Annotated in this window: 15 protein-coding genes; 9 read left to right on the forward strand and 6 right to left on the reverse strand. The window is 51.5% G+C overall.

What is annotated here, in order from left to right:
• The first annotated feature begins 2 nt into the window (after positions 1-2).
• Positions 3-911, forward strand: coding sequence for a bestrophin family protein (locus BMW93_RS17530; protein WP_090379010.1), 909 nt, complete (start codon positions 3-5; stop codon positions 909-911).
• Positions 912-1,078: 167 nt separating this feature from the next.
• Here the strand turns inward: BMW93_RS17530 and BMW93_RS17535 are convergent, their stop codons facing one another.
• Positions 1,079-1,966, reverse strand: coding sequence for a hypothetical protein (locus tag BMW93_RS17535; RefSeq protein WP_177194118.1), 888 nt, complete (start codon positions 1,964-1,966; stop codon positions 1,079-1,081).
• A 181-nt stretch (positions 1,967-2,147) separates the two neighbouring features.
• On the opposite strand from BMW93_RS17535, the gene BMW93_RS17540 reads away from it, so the two are divergent.
• Positions 2,148-6,020, forward strand: coding sequence for a PVC-type heme-binding CxxCH protein (locus BMW93_RS17540; RefSeq protein WP_090379011.1), 3,873 nt, complete (start codon positions 2,148-2,150; stop codon positions 6,018-6,020).
• A 5-nt stretch (positions 6,021-6,025) separates the two neighbouring features.
• Here the strand turns inward: BMW93_RS17540 and BMW93_RS17545 are convergent, their stop codons facing one another.
• The 5 genes from BMW93_RS17545 to BMW93_RS17565 all read right to left on the reverse strand — a co-directional run bounded on the left by BMW93_RS17545 (position 6,026) and on the right by BMW93_RS17565 (position 8,142).
• A complete protein-coding gene (locus BMW93_RS17545; RefSeq protein WP_090379014.1) occupies positions 6,026-6,409 on the reverse strand; it encodes a type II toxin-antitoxin system HicB family antitoxin in 384 nt (127 codons plus the stop codon).
• Positions 6,387-6,650 carry a type II toxin-antitoxin system HicA family toxin gene (locus BMW93_RS17550; RefSeq protein WP_090379017.1) on the reverse strand — a complete coding sequence of 88 codons (264 nt, stop codon included), beginning with the start codon at positions 6,648-6,650 and terminating at the stop codon, positions 6,387-6,389. The genes BMW93_RS17545 and BMW93_RS17550 overlap by 23 nt, the downstream gene beginning before the upstream one ends.
• Before the next feature lie 125 nt (positions 6,651-6,775).
• On the reverse strand, positions 6,776-7,009 hold the full coding sequence (locus BMW93_RS17555) for a hypothetical protein (RefSeq protein WP_090379020.1): 234 nt from the start codon (positions 7,007-7,009) through the stop codon (positions 6,776-6,778).
• Positions 7,010-7,160: 151 nt separating this feature from the next.
• Positions 7,161-7,745 carry a YdeI family protein gene (locus tag BMW93_RS17560; protein WP_090379023.1) on the reverse strand — a complete coding sequence of 195 codons (585 nt, stop codon included), beginning with the start codon at positions 7,743-7,745 and terminating at the stop codon, positions 7,161-7,163.
• Positions 7,735-8,142, reverse strand: a complete 408-nt coding sequence (locus tag BMW93_RS17565) for a VOC family protein (RefSeq protein WP_090379026.1) — start codon at positions 8,140-8,142, stop codon at positions 7,735-7,737. Before BMW93_RS17565 ends, BMW93_RS17560 begins: the two co-directional genes overlap by 11 nt.
• A gap of 177 nt (positions 8,143-8,319) precedes the next feature.
• Between BMW93_RS17565 and BMW93_RS17570 the strand changes: the two genes are divergently transcribed.
• The 7 genes from BMW93_RS17570 to BMW93_RS17600 all read left to right on the forward strand — a co-directional run bounded on the left by BMW93_RS17570 (position 8,320) and on the right by BMW93_RS17600 (position 18,159).
• Positions 8,320-8,520 (forward strand): hypothetical protein, encoded by a 201-nt coding sequence (locus tag BMW93_RS17570; RefSeq protein WP_143061671.1) that lies wholly within the window; start codon positions 8,320-8,322, stop codon positions 8,518-8,520.
• A 409-nt stretch (positions 8,521-8,929) separates the two neighbouring features.
• Entirely contained in the window at positions 8,930-9,484 is a 555-nt protein-coding gene (locus BMW93_RS17575; RefSeq protein WP_229240549.1) for a sigma-70 family RNA polymerase sigma factor, read from the forward strand.
• Between the two features lie 18 nt (positions 9,485-9,502).
• Positions 9,503-10,534, forward strand: a complete 1,032-nt coding sequence (locus tag BMW93_RS17580) for a FecR family protein (RefSeq protein WP_090379036.1) — start codon at positions 9,503-9,505, stop codon at positions 10,532-10,534.
• Between the two features lie 275 nt (positions 10,535-10,809).
• On the forward strand, positions 10,810-14,229 hold the full coding sequence (locus BMW93_RS17585) for a SusC/RagA family TonB-linked outer membrane protein (protein ID WP_090379039.1): 3,420 nt from the start codon (positions 10,810-10,812) through the stop codon (positions 14,227-14,229).
• A gap of 46 nt (positions 14,230-14,275) precedes the next feature.
• Positions 14,276-15,859 (forward strand): SusD/RagB family nutrient-binding outer membrane lipoprotein, encoded by a 1,584-nt coding sequence (locus tag BMW93_RS17590; RefSeq protein ID WP_090379042.1) that lies wholly within the window; start codon positions 14,276-14,278, stop codon positions 15,857-15,859.
• Between the two features lie 139 nt (positions 15,860-15,998).
• Positions 15,999-17,123, forward strand: a complete 1,125-nt coding sequence (locus BMW93_RS17595) for a redoxin domain-containing protein (RefSeq protein WP_090379044.1) — start codon at positions 15,999-16,001, stop codon at positions 17,121-17,123.
• Positions 17,124-17,151: 28 nt separating this feature from the next.
• Complete coding sequence (locus tag BMW93_RS17600; protein WP_090379837.1) at positions 17,152-18,159, forward strand: sugar phosphate isomerase/epimerase; 1,008 nt, start codon at positions 17,152-17,154, stop codon at positions 18,157-18,159.
• Positions 18,160-18,224 lie beyond the last annotated feature (65 nt).

The raw sequence follows: 18,224 nt of genomic DNA on the forward strand, positions 1-18,224 counted from the left end.
CTATGCTTCTCAAAAAGAATATCCCTATCCGCTATATTTTTGGCAAAATCAAATATGAAATACTGTTTGTAACGATCTACGGTATTGCTATCGAGGTCATTTACCAGAACTTTCATATTACCAATATATCGATCCCGATGACGGTGCACAGCGTGCTCGGGACGATCATCTCGCTGCTGCTGGCATTCCGCTCCAACCAGGCCTACGACCGCTGGTGGGAAGCCCGGATCGTGTGGGGCGCCATCGTGAACGACTCGCGGACATTCGCTCGGCAAATCCTGTCATTGATGGAGGACCCATTGGACCCGGATCGGATCGACGGCTTTAAAAAGCGGATGATCAAACGCCAGATCGCCTGGTGCTATGGATTAGGTAAGGGCCTCCGCCGGGACGATCCGATGCCGATGATCAGCAAGTTTGTGTCGGAGGAAGAATTGGAATACCTCAAAGACTTCGATAACAAGCACGTGGGCCTCGTTCAACTGCATGCGCGTGATTTGAATAATGCATTGAAACAAGGCTGGGTGAACCCCTACCAGCAAGTGGAACTCGACCAGACGCTCACGCGCCTGTGCGACCATATGGGTAAGTCGGAGCGGATTAAGAACACGGTGTTCCCGTCGACTTACAGCCTTTACATTCATCTGGCGCTACACTTCTTCATCCTCCTGTTGCCGTTCGGGTTGGTGCAGCTTTTCGGCTTCCTGATGGTGCCTGTGCTCGTGGTAATTACCGCATGTTTCTTCCTGATCGAAAAAATGGCGATCCATCTGCAGGACCCGTTCGAGAACAAGCCTACCGATACGCCTGTACTATCGATCTCACGGAATATCGAGCGTGATTTGAAGCAGATGATGCGCGATAAAACTGTACCGCAGGCGTTCCAGCCCGAGAAGTTTTATATTCTGTAAGGCGCTGAAGGGGCAGGTGCGAAGCTCCGGCTTCGCGCCCCTTATTCGCAGGCCTCCGGCCGGTCGGTACTGCAAAGCGTCGTCTTCGCGGTATAGACCGGCCGGAGGCCTGCGAATAGTATGCACGAAGCGTTTAGCTTCGCGTCAGCGGCGCCTTGGCACCGCTGCTATTTTTGCTTTATACCATTGTGAATATCCACCAGAATATGGTGGTCGTCCCGCACCCAGTTACCGCTCTGGTACTTCTTATGCTTCGCAGTGAACAGGTAATCTTCAAACATAGCATAAGCCTTGTGCGCCTCTTCGACCGAGTAGAAGGAGCTCGCCCAGGTAGCCGGGATTTTGTCTTTTTTTACAACGCCCACACCTACATTGTACAGCTTCACAATACCTTGTGAAAACTCCATTGAAATATAATCCTGCTCCCTCACCTGCGCGCTGCTGAGGATTGACGCGGTGTGTGCCAGGTAGTTAAGCAATCGCGCACGTATTTGCGCCTCATTTTCAGATTTCGCCGGTTTAATGCGCCACCAATTGTTTTTCCCGAAATAAGGATCGTCCTGAAAACGTAATAATTTTTGGCCATACTCGGTCAGCGAAACACTTTGATTGGGCAAAAACTCGAAATTGATCAGTCGTAATCCATTGTCGGCATAGGAGATGAACACGCCGATTTCCTCGGTTTTGCGGTTCGAAGTGAGAAAAATCGTGTTGGCTGCAGTGTCGAAATCCCACCTTCCCGTCGTGTACTCGCCCTTTGTACCTACTCTGGTGAAAGTGCTGTCGGGGAAGAATGAGATGAGCATATTGTGGTTGTCGCCCGGTTCGTACTGCCTCACGGGCTGGCCATCGGGCCGAACGACTCCCTCGTCGGTGGTACTCACGCCGGAAATCCGCCAGGTACCGAGCATGTTTGCCGGTTTGGGTTTGATACGCTCTTCCATTACCTCGCGCGGCTGGCGCCCGGGCCGTTTCGATCCGGTGCGGTAAATGATCCCGTGATGCTGCATCATGGTGATCATAATGAAGAGGATGAGGAGTTTCAAGGATGTCATGGCGCGGCTGTTGATGGGGATAGCAATACCCTAAAGTTAAATATTTTCTTTTATTCCAAATGAAGTAAACCGGCAGCAACATGAAATTTTGAGTAATTCCCGGCCACTTTTTACTTATCTCCGCATATCGGGATGGTCATACGGCATCCGTAATTAATCCTAAAACCCAGGACTTCTGCCCATGAATTTGCTCAGGTTGCTACCGCTGCTGTTTGTATTTGTATTGTTTGGATTTGAAGATGATCCGAAACGGCTTGAATCCGAATACGCGGTGCAATCCGCTGATACGCCCTTGCGCGCCGTACAGGATGCCAAAGGTGAAACCATCAGCATTTTCAAGGGGAGCGAAGCCAAACCGATCTTAACACAGAATGCCAGGCCCGATTTCCGTCCGTACCTGCACCCGATCGTCGCGCCCGACGGCAAAGGCGTTCTCACCGAATACAGCCCCGGCCACCACAAGCACCAGACCGGTATTTACTGGGGCTACACCCGTGTAAATGGCCGTGATTACTTCCATCATCCGACGGATGGTTACTGGAAAAAAGTATCTGCAAGCGTAATTGAGGCCAAAGGCACGGAGGTGAAATGGCAAACCGTCTACGACCTGCTCGACTCAACTGGTGCTGCTGTTCTGACAGAAACACAAAACTGGTCGATGCGCGTGAAAGACGGCAAATATCTCCTCGATCTGGAATGGAACGGCGAGGCCAAAACGGATGTGACGATTGGCAAGTATGACTACGGCGGCCTGTTTGTGCGTATGCCGTGGAAGGAAGGCATTAAAGGCGAGGTCGTAAATGCAGCACGTCAAAAGAACGAAAAAGCAGAGGGCCAGGCAGCCATGTGGGTGGATATCGGTATGCAGGTAGCGGGTCGTAACGATCTGGCGCACATAGCCATTCTCGATCATCCGTCCAACAAAGGCTACCCGCAAACGTGGCGCGTGGACGGGCAACTGGGCGCGGGGCCGGCACGCGCACGTAAGGGCGATTGGCACATCAAGAAAGGGGAGACAGAGACCATTAAGCATGAGCTGGTGATTTACACGGGTGATTTTAAGGATGTTGAGTTAAACAAAACATTTGGGGAGTTCATTGGTAACACTGGTCAGTATAACACAACGGCACTTTGGGCATTGGCTCAAAAAGAGGGTAGGGAGGCCAAGTTCCTGAGCGCGCAGGAAGCCGTAGCTGCCATGACCGTCAAGGACGGTTATCAGGTAAATGCATTTGCTTCCGAACCCATGATGACCCAGCCGATGGCATTCTGCTGGGACGACCGTGGTCGGATGTGGATCGCAGAGAACAAAGACTACGAATCGCGCGGGAAGGGCTTTTCCAACGCCGGTACCAGCCGCATCCTCATCCTCGAAGACACCGACCACGACGGCGTGGCGGATAGCAAAAAGGTTTTCATGGAAGGTATCGCATTTCCGGCTGCATTGGCGGTCGGTTTTGACGGCGTATTTGTGGGCGCACCGCCTAACTTACTTTTTGTACCCGATAAAAACGGCGATGACAAGGCCGATATGGATGATATCGAGGTCCGCCTCACCGGCTGGGGCATCCGCGACCGCCACGAAACGCTCAACAGTTTCCATTGGGGGCCGGATGGCTGGCTTTACGGTTTACAGGGTTTTGCGACGCCTTCCAAAGTGGGCAGGCCGGTTGGAAAAGGAAAATTGTATAAACATAACGACGCATTTCCCGAGAATGTCGAAGTCGAGGATGGCGTCGATATCAATGGCGGCGTGTGGCGGTACCATCCTACGAAACGCAAATTTGAAGTCGTGGCCCACGGTTTCAGTAACCCCTGGGGCGTCGATTACGATGCCAAAGGCCAACTGTTCATTACCGCATGCGTGATCCCGCATTTGTGGCACGTGGTACCGGGCGGCATTTACCACCGGCAGGGCGGGCAGCATTTCAATCCATATGTGTATAACGATATCAAAACCATCGCCGACCACAGCCACCGCTCGGCGCACGGTGGCGCGCGCATTTATCTTTCGGACGCATTCCCTGCCTCCGAACGCGGCAAGATATTCATGGCCAACATTCATGAGCATGGCATTCTCTCCGACGAGCTGGTCCCGAAAGGCTCGGGTTTTTCCGGCAAGCATAGCGACGACTTTCTGATGGCCAATAATGCCCAATGGGTCGGTTTTAGTATGGAAATAGGGCCGGAGGGCGGCATGTACATCCTCGACTGGCACGACGCCGACATTTGCGGTTCCGACGTGCTGAACTCCGAAACCGGCCGGATTTTCAGGGTAATGCCCAAAAACTCGCTCGCCGAAAACTGGAAAGGCCGGTATAACGATCTCAACAAACTCAGCGATGCCGACCTGGCTGCATTACAAACCAGCAAAAGTGAATGGCACGCCAGGCGTGCACGGGTAATTTTGCAGAGTCGCGCCGCGGGCGGTCGGGCCGCAGACGGTCGGGCTGCGGGCAGCAAAATTTCGCAGGAAGCGGTAGGAAAATTAAACACATTATATCAATCCAAAGACAATGCGGATAATCGCCTCCGCGCGATGTGGGCCTTGAAAGTGACTGATAATCTGAGTGATGCTACTTTAAAACAGGCGCTTTCCGACGCGGATGCTCACGTACGCGCCTGGGCGATCCAGTTCCTTTGCGAAGATGCGCAGCCTGCGGCGGAAGTCGTTAATCAGTTTGCGCAAATGGCGGTGAATGATCCGTCGCCCGTGGTGCGCCTGTACCTGGCTTCGGCATTGCAGCGCGTGGATGTAAATGCAAAATGGAGCATTGGGAAAGGTCTGCTCTCTCACGCGGAGGATGCGGGGGATCATAATTTGCCTAAAATGATCTGGTTCGGTATGGAGCCGCTGATTAAAGACAATGCTGCAAAAGCGCTGGAACTGGCCGCTGGAAGTAAAATTCCGATGGTAACCCAGTTCATCGCGCGTCGGCTGGTTGATGCGGATCAAACCAACATACTTGTCGCAAACCTCGGTAAATCAACGGCCAACCGAGTCGATATTCTGACCGGCATGCGCGACGGCCTGGAAGGTCGTACGGACATTAAGACACCCGAAAACTGGAATGCCGTCTACGCGAAACTGAAACAAGCCGACAAACCTACTGCCCAACTTGCCGCCGACCTCGGCCGCCATTTTGGAGATACTGAATCTGCGAAAACCGCATTGGCGACATTGAAAAACAAATCCGCCGCATTAACCGAGCGCCAAAAAGCATTGCAATCACTCGCCGCCCGCCAGCGCCCTGAACTTGCGGCGGAACTTCCCGCATTACTGAACAACAATGTATTACGCCTTGACGCCATCCGCGCTGTGGCCGGTTACGACAGCGAACCATTAGCCAAGCAGCTGATCGACGCCTATCCGAAATTCAATGCGCAGGAAAAATCCGAAGCCGTGCAAACCCTCGCCTCGCGCCCGAAATCGGGCTGGCTCCTTACGCAAGCCATTTCGAAGAATGTAATCCCTAAAAAGGATGTCCCGACCTACGTAGCCCGCCAGCTCCGTAGAGTGGTAGGCAGCGGTTTTGTGGAAGTATGGGGCCCGATCGACCACGTCGCATTCGATGAAAAAGCCTATAAGAAATATCGCACGCTGCTCAGCGACAAGGCCGTCGCCGACGCCAGCAAAGCCCAGGGCCGCATCGTGTTCCAGCGCACCTGCGCACCCTGCCACAAACTTTACGGCGAAGGCGGCATCATCGGCCCCGAGCTCACCGGCTCCAACCGCGCCAATCTCGACTACCTCTTAGGCAATATCCTCGACCCCAGCGGTGAAATTCAGGACGACTACAAAATGGTCGTCATCACCACCCGCGACGGACGGACGTATGTAGGCAACGTCGCCAAGGAAACCGACCGGCAGCTTACATTGCGCATTGTCGGTCAGGACGCTGTCGCTATTAACAAATCGGACATTCAAACGAGGGAAGTTACGCCGTCTTCAATGATGCCTACGGGGTTACTGGATAATTTGAGTGAGAAGGAGGTTACGGAGTTGATTGCCTATTTGCGGACTACGGCGCAGGTGCCGGTTGGAAAGAAGTAGGAGAATTATCTAAGTCCAAACATCTCGTCGCCCAATTCCTGATGCGCGGACGCATACTGCAAAACTGACTTTACAAAATCATTCAAAGTGACATCATACTGCGAAGCCAATAATGCAATTTTTTTATGCAAATCCGATGAAACCCGGACGTTGAAAACACCCTTGTAAGATTTCTCAGGCGACTTACCCAAGGTTTTACAAGTTTCGATATAATCATCGACAGCCTCCTTCATGCCCTTTTTCAGTTCTTCCACAGAAGTTCCTTCGAAAGTTACAAGATCATTGACGCCTATGAGCTTTCCGAAAAACACCTCATCGGCCGGACTATAATGAATATTGGCTGTGTAGCCGTCGTAGGATAGTGAGTTAACCATTCTTGATTTTTCCATTTTCTTTTAGAGTTGCAATGATTTGTTCAATCACGTATGATTTCACAATAGGAGAGGGATGAGGCTTATGCACTGAGATGATGCGCTTCTCATAGTCGGCAAATTTGACTCGGGACCCGCCTGTTTTCCCTGGCGGAAGTTCCTCGTAGCCGTAAAACCTGAGGATAAGAAGCAGCTCGTTCCAAGTCAGGTCTTTGGGTTTACTCATAAACCGCAAAACCAGTTTCTCAATTTGGCTCATATGAAATAGTGTGTAACTGAATATTAGTTACAAAAATAAGAGCCCGAAACGCTATTTCCAAACTTTTTGTCAGAAAATTTAATGATCATTAGAAAGCTGACCGGAAGGTTTGTGTGCTGTGGAAACTAGTCCACTTCCTCATCCTCAACCCCTTCAAAATAATTCAAAACCGTCATCAGCGGCAACGTCGCTTTATCGGCCGCATTGGACATCTGTATTACCGCCCGGTCGATGGAGTTTGGGTCAAACCCTGAAAAATACCCCTCGATAATCTCTCCGGGCCGCAGTTGGTAAGAGATTGCTTTGTTGATGTATTTCGAAGCGCGTTTTTGAAGGCCGGTGAGTTGTGGGGCGGACATGGTTATCGGGTCGTTTGGTCAAAAGAATGCGGGCATTCTTGCTAACAAATGTACCAACGTCACGAAAAGTTTCCGCGAAAGGCCGAAGTTTCAAAGATTGGAATTCATCACGTAACGACCGGGCTCTGCTCTGTGCCGTCATGACGTACGCTCACCGCGGGTGGTTGGCGCGCTCGTTGCGCGCGGCCATTTCTACCGACTGGGTAATGCGTTTTTCGCGCGTTTCCGGCCTTTTGGCATTCAAAATCCATTCCAGAATGAGCCTTTTGGACGATGGCGGAAATTTTTCGAAATGCTCGAAAGCCTTTGCATTAGCATCGAATGCCTTTTGCAGGTCGTCGGGAATCACGGCATTACCTGCTGTTTCGAGGGCGTCCCACGCGCCGGTTTCCTTCGCGAGGTCGATCATCTTCCGGCCTTCGGCGCGCATCAGGCCCGCTGCGATCATCCGAGCGGCGCGTTCCTTGTTCACGGTGCTCCATTTACTTTTCGGGTTGCGCTTGGTGAAGGTGAGGTAAAAACTTTCCTCGTCGCGCTTCATGGCTTTGCTGTCGATCCAGCCGTAGCACAATGCGTGCTCGATCGATTCTTTGTAGCCGATGCTGGGCGTTGGGCTGTCTTTGTGGTAAATGATCAGAAAAACGGCGTCTCTTTTCTTGCCGTTTTCCGCCAGCCATGAGCGCCATTCCTTATTGCTCGGCGCTGGGATTGCTTCGATGCCGTTTTTAGTTTCCATGGATGATCGACAGATAATGCTTGTTAAACATTACACCCAAAATGTTGCCGAACGGGTCCACCACCGACGCCGTCACGAAACCTTCGCCCCGCGTAGTTACCGGCTGATAACTAGTGGCACCCAGTTCGAGTAGCCTGTTGTACGCGCCTTCTACATCGTCCACGTGCCAGTAAACGATCGCTCCCGCGGGTGCGCCGGCAGCCCCCGACGGAGCCCATCTGGCATCTATGATACCGATTTCATGCTCATAATCACCGACACGGAACTCGATATAGCCCTGTTTTTCGAAATAAGGTTGCATTTCGAATACTTCTGAATACCAGCTTTTTGCGGCATCCAGATCGGCTGCATAGAAATTCAAAGTAGCGAATCCTCTGAGTGATGTTGCGTTGGCCATGCTTGTCTTTGGGTTTTGGTGTGAGTTAATACAAATCTAAACTCGGGCTGTGACAGCCTTGTGTCAGCAGGTTTAGGAACTTTAAAAAAGTTTGCCATATACTCAACCGTTTGAAAATCGGATTTTTAAAGATTGGTTGGAAAAGTTAAATTTGACTATCACGAAATCGAGGAAGCTATGAATCAGTATGAAGTAATTGAAGGCTTTGAAACGCTTAGCAAAGAAGAAAAGCTGGTGGTTGCGCGAAAAATACAGATGCAAATGGCGGACGAGCTTTTTGAAGAACTTGATGCCTTACTGCCCGACGTTCCGATATCCGAAGATGAAATTCAACAGGAAATCGATGCGTATCGAAATGAAAGACGAAAGCAAGTATAATGCAATGAGTCATGTGCGACGGCTGGTAGGACTCGCGCTTTCGCATGCACGAAAGGTTGATTGCCCCAGTTTTCCATCTATTGCACGAGATCTGAACGATAATTACCTTCTCGGTATTTGTGATTGCTGCTCCGCGGATTTTCTAATAACAGGAGACAAAGACCTTCTAGACCTGAAAAGGTACAATAGTACGCTCATTCTATCCATGAGCCAATTTGCCAGGATCATTGGAACTATTGGTTCTGTATGATTCTAGAACTTATCAATTCTAGTCGAAAATTTCTCGCGCAATACTCAAACCGCAATACAAAATTCTCCCATTAAAAAATTTCTCAAAATTTTTTACAAAACTGTCTAGGGTTTTTCCGGGGTTAGTTGCCTATATATGCGCAATGTTATTCCTAAACCCATGTATCAACGCTTTACCGACGAACAGCTGGTAGATTTGCTTCAACAGAGCAATGCCCGCGCTTTCGAGGAGATCTATGCCCGGTATTGGTACCGGCTGTTCGGTATTGCGTTTCAGGAGACCGGCACGCGCGAGGAGGCCGAGGAACTGGTGCAGGATGTATTCGAAAACCTCTGGTTTAAGCGCGAGGATTCGCTTATCCGCCATTTGAAGGCCTACCTGGTGGTTTCTATGAAGCACCGCATTACCAATTATATCAAATCCTGCATCACCCAGCGAAAATATCAGGAGTATCTGATTTTGAATGAGATACGTCAGTCGTATGGCACTGAGGAGATCGTCCGTTTTGAGGACCTCTCGCGTGCGGTGGACGAGGTGATGAAAAAACTGCCCGAAAAAACGTGCGAGGTGTTCAGGCTAAGCCGGTTCGAGAACCGGTCGGTGAAGGATATTGCCGAACAGCTGAGCTTGTCGGAGAAGGGCGTCGAGTACCATATCACGCAGTCGCTCAAAGTCCTGAAAGATCAGCTCAGGGTTTACAATTCGGATCATTAGCCTGGAAACCACATCAACATGAATCAACACGAGTTCGACATATTATTACAAAAATACCTGGCCGGAACGTGCAGTCCCGAGGAGGAACAGCAGGTGCTCGAATGGGCGGATCGCGTGCATGCCCACGCGCCGGAGCCGCTCACAGGCGCGGAATTGAGGGCTACGGAGCAGAAAATCTGGAAGAAAATACGCCGGAATGCATTGCCGGCGCGAAGCTGGAATACCCCGGTGATGCGGATCGGAATGGGCATTGCGGCCGCGGTGTTGCTGACAGCCGCATTATATGTGCTCAGGCCGGGTATTTTCACGACTTCCAAAAGCCAATTGGTTCAACAATCAGAGCCTGTTAAGGTGGTAACACAGGAATCCGATGATTTTTTGATAGTTAAAAACACCAGTGGCCGGGAGCGCTCGCTGACGTTGGAAGATGGCTCTGTAATCGTACTTGCCAGGGAAAGCACACTGCGTTACCCCCGCCATTTCGACCCCAAGAACCGCCAGGTGGAACTGGAAGGCGAGGCCGTTTTCAATATCAAACGCGATACTTCACGACCATTTTTCGTGTATTCCGGCGAACTGGTGACGCAGGTGCTCGGGACGAGTTTCAAGGTGACGTCGTTCGGGAATGCGCGGACGATCGAGGTGCAGGTGCTGAGCGGGAAGGTTTCTGTTTACGAAAATCAGGAAAAATCGCCGCAAAACCGGAATGGGGTGGTGCTACGGCCAAACCAGAAAATTACATTCGATAAGGAAGCGAAAAAACTGGTTCCCGAGTTGGTGTCCGCACCGGTGATGGTGGAGTCGACGGTGCAGGTGCGCGAATTTGCATTTGAGGAATCGCCTTTGCAAACGGTTTTGAATGCATTGCAAAAAGCCTACGACGTCGAAATAGTAGTCGAAAACCCCACTCTGAACAACTGCACGTTCACGGGCGACATTACCGGATTGCCACTACATACCCAGTTGCGTTTCATCTGTAAATCAGTGAATGCAAGCTATGAACTGCGCGGAACGACCTTCTTCGTCAACGGTGAAGGCTGCCCAAAATAACCAATCCCCAACCACATTTGACAAAACCTGACCACACCTGACAAAACCCGACCACACCTGACGACACCTGACAAAACCTGACCACACCTAACCACACCCGACAATTCCTGACCACACCTGACCCCACCGAGCGCCTATGCCAAAACCCTGACCCACAAAAAAAGCCAATAATGCTGCGAACATTACTGGCCCTGACAACATCCGCCCGAAACGCCAATCCCGGATCGGATGCCCTTGTTTCTGAGTCTCTTACAAATCAAAAACATTTTAAAATTATGCAAAAAACTATATCCGTCAAACGGTTATTGATTCGTGCTATGCAAATAACTGTCGTACAGCTGCTTTGTTCGGCGCTTTTCTGCGGGTTGTCATTTGCGGCCGAAACACGGGCGCAGGAAATTCTGCGGCAGGAAGTGTCACTTTCGGTGCAGTCGGCGGAGGTCAAAACCGTCCTTGCCCGCATCGAGAAGCAAACGAGCATCAAATTCATTTACAGTGGAAACAGCATCAATGCGCGCCAGCGCGTGTCGGTGAATGCGGTGAACAGCCGGCTTTCCAAAGTACTCGACGAGCTGCTGACGCCGCTGAGCGTAAGTTACGAGGTGGTGGATTCGCACATTTTGCTCCATCGCAAGCCGGTAGAGCCTGTGCAGGCGCCGGACATCAAATCGGTGATCCGCAAGTTGACAGGCTCTGTGTCGGACGAAAAAGGCGATCCGCTGCCCGGCGTGAGTATTCTCGTGAAAGGCACGCAGACCGGTACCACCACGAATGCCGACGGCAAGTTTGCTTTGGAAGTGCTCAATGATAACGCAGTGCTGATTTTCAGCTTCGTAGGTTACATTGCGCAGGAGCTTTCGGTAGGTGCTCAGAGCGATATTTCCATCAAAATGGCCCCGGAGGCCAAGTCGTTGAATGAGGTAGTCGTGACGGCATTGGGGATCGCCAAAGACAAAAAAGCATTGACTTACGCGGTAACCGAGGTAAAAGGCAGCGAGTTCACGCAGGCGAGGGAGGCCAATCTGGGTAATGCATTGTCGGGAAAAATCGCGGGTGTGAATGCGACGAGCACGGCCAACGGTGCTGCCGGTTCGAGCCGCGTGATCATTCGTGGTAACGGTTCGCTCAGCGGTGATAACCAGCCGCTATATGTCGTGAATGGTATTCCCATTAACAATGCCAACCAGGGCACACCCGGAACTTACGGAGGAACCGACAAGGGGGATGGATTATTAAGTATCAACCCGGACGATATCGAAAGCATTTCAGTGCTCAAAGGCGGTACCGCCGCGGCACTTTACGGCTCGCGCGCCTCTAACGGGGTTATTTTGATTACCACTAAATCAGGCAAGGGGCAGAAAGGGCTTGGCGTCGAGTTCAACTCCAATTATACTTTCGAACGGCCGCTTACATTTTCCGACTGGCAATACCAATTCGGCTCGGGGTCGCGCGGGGTGGCGCCTACCTCGCAGGCGGAGGCCATTTCCTATGGTCGTACTTCATGGGGCGCCAAACTCGACGGCTCGATGGTGATGCAGCCGGACGGACAATCGAGGTCCTATGTAGCCCAGAAAAAGAATATCAAGAACTTTTACGATACGGGAAGCACATTCAGCAACACGCTGGCGGTCAACGGCGGAAACGAAACGACCAATTTCCGTTTTTCGGCTTCCAATATGGATAACAAAGGCGTGGTGCCGAATTCGTCGGTCAACCGCAAGACATTTAACCTCAGCGCTTCATCCACATTGGCCAAAAAGGTGGTTTTCGAGGGTAATGTGCAGTACAATATCGAGAATGTGAAAAACAGGACCTATGTAGCGGATTTTACCAAAAACCCGAATGCGTCGGTTCAGCTGGCGGCAACGAACCTCGATATCCGTACGCTATCGCCGGGTTACGACGACCGTGGTTACGAACAGCTCTGGAACGATTACGTGTATGTCATGAACCCGTATTTTGCTGTAAATAAGGTACAGAACGAGGATGACAAGCGGCGGGTAATCGGCTCGTTCAGTACGCGTTACAACTTTTCCGAGCACCTGTACGTGCGCGGGAGGCTGGGGATCGACCAGTTTTCGATCCGGGGCGTGGACATAACGCCGACCGGAACCGCTTACAACACGCAGGGCGAGATGTCGACCCGCCGACTGACGACTTATGAAACCAATGCGGAGGCTATTCTGGGCTTCAATAAGGAATTCGGCCGTTTTTCGGTGAATGCGATGGTGGGCGGGAATAAAATGTATAACAATGTCAACGGCGTCAACGCGACCAGCGGGCGTTTCAATGTGCCTTTTAGCTACTTCATTACCAATGGCAGCAGCCAGTCGTATACCGAAGTCGACCGCGAATTTGGTATTAACTCGCTGTTCGGTTCGGCGGATATTGGGTTCAGTAACCTGCTCTACCTGACGCTCACCGGCCGCCAGGACTGGTTTTCGACACTTTCCATGGACAATAACACGCTGTTTTACCCGTCGGTGGGTTTGAGTTACGTGTTTTCGGATGGTTTCAAAAACAAACCTTCCTGGCTGGATTACGGCAAGCTGCGCACTTCCTGGGCCAAAGTGGGTGGCGGCGCGCCCGATCCTTACGGACTGACATTGGCCTATGCCGCACCGCCGCAGTCGCATTTGGGCCAGCCGCTGATGAATATCAATGGTGGTACTATTCCCAATGAGAAACTGAAACCCTACACCTCGACGACTACCGAGTTAGGTGTAGAAACCAAGCTTTTCGGAAACCGGCTGGGCGTGGACCTTACGGTTTATGACCGCACTACTACCGATGATATTGTGCGTGCAACGGTCCCGTTTTCAACCAGTTATACCAATGTCTCTCTGAATGTCGGTAAGGTTCAAAACCGCGGGATCGAGCTGTTGCTGACGGGTTCGCCGGTGAAATCCGTGAATGGTTTCGGCTGGGATGTAAGTTTTAATATGGCTTATAATAAAAATACGGTGGTCAAAATCGCGGACGGTCTCACAAGCCTTGCGCTCCCCGGCGCGATCGCACGTACGCAGAATGGCTTTATTTACCATTTTGAAGGCCAGCCGTTCGGGATGATCTCGGGCTACCGCGCCAAAACCGATGCGAATGGTAGTGTGGTTTACAATCGTGACAGCGGACTGCCTTTGCAAGGTGCATTCACCGCACTGGGTCGCGGTGTGCCGCCTTTGACCCTCGGCTTAACCAACACATTCCGGTACAAAACCTTCTCACTGGGCTTCTTGCTCGACGGTAAGTTCGGATCGAAAATGTACACTTCTACCAATGCATATGCGACCAACTACGGCTTGCACAAACGCACGGTCGAGAACAACGTCCGCGAAACCGGTGTGACAGTTTCCGGCGTGGACCAGGAAGGGGCGCCATTTACCAAAACCATCCCCGCGCAGAACTACTACCAGGGCATTGCATTCTCGATCACCGACCAGTTTGTGTCCGACGCCGGCTTTGTTAAACTCCGCCAACTGACATTTGGCTATTCTTTGCCGCAACGTATTGTCGCAAAAACGCCGTTTCAGTCGGCCAGCCTCTCGTTCGTGGCGCGTAACCTGCTGCTTATTTATAGTCAGGTCAAAAACGTCGATCCCGAATCGAATTATAGCAATGGGAATGGACAAGGCTTGGAAAATTTCGGGGTGCCGCCTACGCGCAGTTTTGGTTTGAACCTGATGGTAAGGTTCTGATAAATAGTGGAATGTGTATTTGAACGACCAATTTTGACCTTGACTTATGAGCTATAAAAATATCAGCCTGAAAGCATTTACTGCCCTGCTGGCGGGCGCTATGAGCCTGACCGCCTGCGACAATGGTTTCGAGGAAATGAATACCAACCCGAATGCCTACACCGAGCCGGTGATCGGAAGCCTTTTCTCGAACAGTATTATTAAAACAGCGGGTGACGGCGATAATAACACGCTGTATGCCAACGACAAACTGTCGGGCTGCTTCGTACAATACTTCGCTTCCCTGAACGCCTGGCAATGGACAGGCGACAAATATCTTTACAAGCAGGATTATAACAAAGGCCTGTTCGAAACGGCATACAGCAGCGAATTGAAAGAGACCGCGCAGATCATCGCGCTCCTGAAAGACAAGCCGGAAATGAGCAATATGTACCACATCGCACGCATCTGGCGGGTATTTATCCTCCATCGCGTGACGGATATGTACGGCGATATCCCGTATTCGCAGGCGGGTTTGGGTTACATTGAATCGGTGTATAAGCCGGAATATGATACGCAGGACCAGATTTACGCTTCGATGCTGGGCGATCTGGAAACAAGCGCCAAAGCCCTGGACGCTTCAAAAGCTTCATTCGGCGGCGCGGATTTTCTGTATGGCGGCGATGCTGTGAATTGGAAGAAATTCGCGTATTCGCTCATGCTGCGGCTGGGCATGCGGTTGACCAAAGTGGACATCGCGATGGCTGAAACCTGGGTAAAAAAAGCCATTGCAGGCGGCGTGATGGAAAGCAATGCCGATATCGCGAAGCTGAACCACACCGGCGGCTCGGCCAACAACTGGAACGTGAACAGCTATCTCTTGCAGGGTGGGGAAGGAGTACCACCGTCGGCACAGGGTAAGGGTTATTCCAAACTGAACAAGACCTTTATCGACTACCTCAAAACCACCAGGGACCCGCGGCTTCCTTTCTATTCCACATTATGGCAGGGTAATGCCGATCCCGCCAAACTGCCGCAAACCAGCGCGCCGGAGGCACAGAAAGGCCTCCCCGGTGGGTATGATTATACCACCATCAAAGACCTGATCCCGAACTGGACCGACAATATGCAAGCCGAGTATTCGGAGATCAATATCAACACCATCGCCGCGCTGGCAGCCCCGAGCATCTTCCAGGCCTATTCGGAAGTATCGCTCCTGCTCGCCGAGGCCGCATTGCGCAAATGGACGACCGGCGACGTGAAAACGTATTACGATAATGCCGTGAAGGCCTCCATGGAATCACAAACCTTGTACCCGGGTAATGTGACCGTCACGCCCGCACAGATACAGGCCTACCTGACCGCGAACCCGTACAATGCCACCACATTGGAGGCCGGTATGAAGCAGATCCATACGCAATTCTGGGCATCGCATTTCATGAACAATATCGAGGTATATGCCAATTGGCGGCGAACCGGCTACCCCGCGCTTACACCGACCAATTATGCAGGTAATGAAACAGGCGGCGCTATTCCGAGGCGGTTGCGTTACCCCGAATCCGAAGCCAGTCTGAACCGCGAGGCGTACGCCGCTGCGGTGAGTAAGCAAGGAGCAGATTTGTTCACGACGCGGATTTGGTGGGATAAATAGTTAGAAGGGAGAAAGGGAGGAAGGAGGATGGCCCCTTCCTCCCTTTTTAGTGAGCAAAATCAGATAGAACAAAACCAGTATTTTGTTGTACCGCGCCCGCTTTTGGTTTAAATTCATAACTCAACCAAAAACCAGAAATATGCGCGCATTTCATAAACTGATTTTTGTTTTCGCATTGGTCGTCAATGCATTGCATTTATTTGCCGCCGACCAGCCCGAGACTTTGAAAACAGGTGCCCAGGCTCCGGACTTCAACCTGCTGGGTGTTGATGGCAAGCGGTATTCGCTCAAAAGCTTTGCCGGCGCAGATATTCTCGCGATCGTGTTCACCTGCAACCATTGCCCGACCGCGCAGGCGTACGAGGAGCGGATCAAAAAGCTGACTTCGGATTATAAGGCCAAAAAGGTCGCGGTTGTCGCTATTTCCTCCAATGACCCGAAAGCGATATTGCTCGATGAATTGGGTTATACCGACATGAGCGATACGTACGATGAAATGAAGCTCAGGGCGAAGGATATGGCCTATAATTTTCCTTATCTCTACGATGGCGATGACCAGAAGATCGCGTTGGCATATGGCCCGGTGGCTACTCCTCATATTTTTATTTTTGACAAAGCCCGGAAGCTCCAATACAACGGCCGGATCGACGACGTAGAAAAACCGACCGGGACGCCCAAAAACATTGACGCCCGTAACGCTATTGAAGCATTGCTGGCGGGCAAACCCGTTCCGGCACCCGCTACAAAGACTTTTGGCTGCTCGATGAAATGGGCTGCGAAAGAAGATAATGTAAAAAAAGAGCAAACGGCCTGGGCCAAAGAGCCGGTGACGCTGGAAACTATCGATGAGGCAGGTTTGAAAGAATTAATCCAAAATAAGTCGGACAAATTGCGGCTCATTAATGTGTGGGCAACCTGGTGCGGGCCTTGCGTCACGGAGTTCCCCGATTTTATGGTCATGCACCACATGTACCGCCGCCGCGACTTTGAATTTATTTCGATCAGCGCGGACAATCCCGACAAGAAGGACAAGGCGCTGAAATTCCTGCGAGGCAAATTTGCATCCAATAAAAACTACATTTTCAATATCGAAGACAAATACAAGCTCATCGAAGCGGTAGATTCGAAATGGCAGGGCGCTTTACCGTATACCATACTTGTAGAACCGGGCGGCAAGATCGTCTATTCGCAGCAAGGGCCGATCGACCCCGCGAAAATGAAGAAGCTGATCGTTGAAAACAAGTATGTCGGACGGTACTACTAACCCATATTCAAACAACCAACCTGACTTTATGGAAGACCTGGACATTTCAAGACGCCGTTTTCTGGGCGCTTCGGCCCTGGCGGCTGCGGGCTTTGTGATGGCGCGTACGCCTATTTTCGGCGCACCGGCTTATATTAAGAGACTCGGCAAACCGAATTCGCTTTTCAATGGCGTGCAGGTAGGCGCCATTACCTATTCGTGGCGGAGCCTTCCCGGCAGCGCCGAGGACATTTTGAAATACTGTATTGAAACCAATATCAGCGCAATCGAGCTCATGGGCCCCACCGGCGAGTCGTTCGCAGGCGCGCCGGAAGCACCGCCACGCCCGAACCTGGCACCTGGCCCGGATGGCAAACGCCCGGAAATGACGGACGAGCAAAAGGCGGTTCAGAAGGAATATGCCACTAAAATGGCCGAATGGCGTGCAAAAGTGTCGATGGACAAATTTGTGCAGCTGCGCAAAATGTACAATGATGCCGGTGTGAGCATTTACGGTTTCAAACCCAATGCATTGAACGCGAACAGTACCGATGCCGAAGTGGATTACGCCTTCCGCGCAGCGAAAGCGCTGGGCGCGAACCAGGCGAATGTAGAGTTGCCCAACGACCCCGCGCAAACGAAGCGCCTCGGTGATATTGCGGCTAAAAACAAGGTCTATTGCGGCTACCACGGCCACACGCAGCAAACGCCGACGTGGTGGGACACTGCATTGAGCCAGTCGAAATACAATGCAATGAACTTCGATATGGGGCATTATGTAGCGGCAGGATTCGATCCATTCCCGCTGCTGGAAGCAAAGCACGATCACATCGTGAGCATGCACGTGAAGGATCGCAAAAACAAGGAACACGGCGGTGCAAACGTAGTCTGGGGCCAGGGCGACACGCCGATCGTGGCCGTACTCGAAACAATGCGTGCGAAGAAATACAAATTCCCGGCGACGATCGAGTTGGAATACGAGATCCCGGCAGGTTCCGACCCGTTGAAGGAAACTGCGAAATGCGTGGAATTTGCGCGTAAGGCGCTGGGCGCGTAATTTATATTCATTGAAAAAGAGGTTTCTATGGCAGTTTGACCTGACCGTAGAAACCTCTTTTTGTT

This window comes from Dyadobacter sp. SG02 (genome assembly GCF_900109045.1).
In the GTDB taxonomy this organism is placed as follows: domain Bacteria; phylum Bacteroidota; class Bacteroidia; order Cytophagales; family Spirosomataceae; genus Dyadobacter.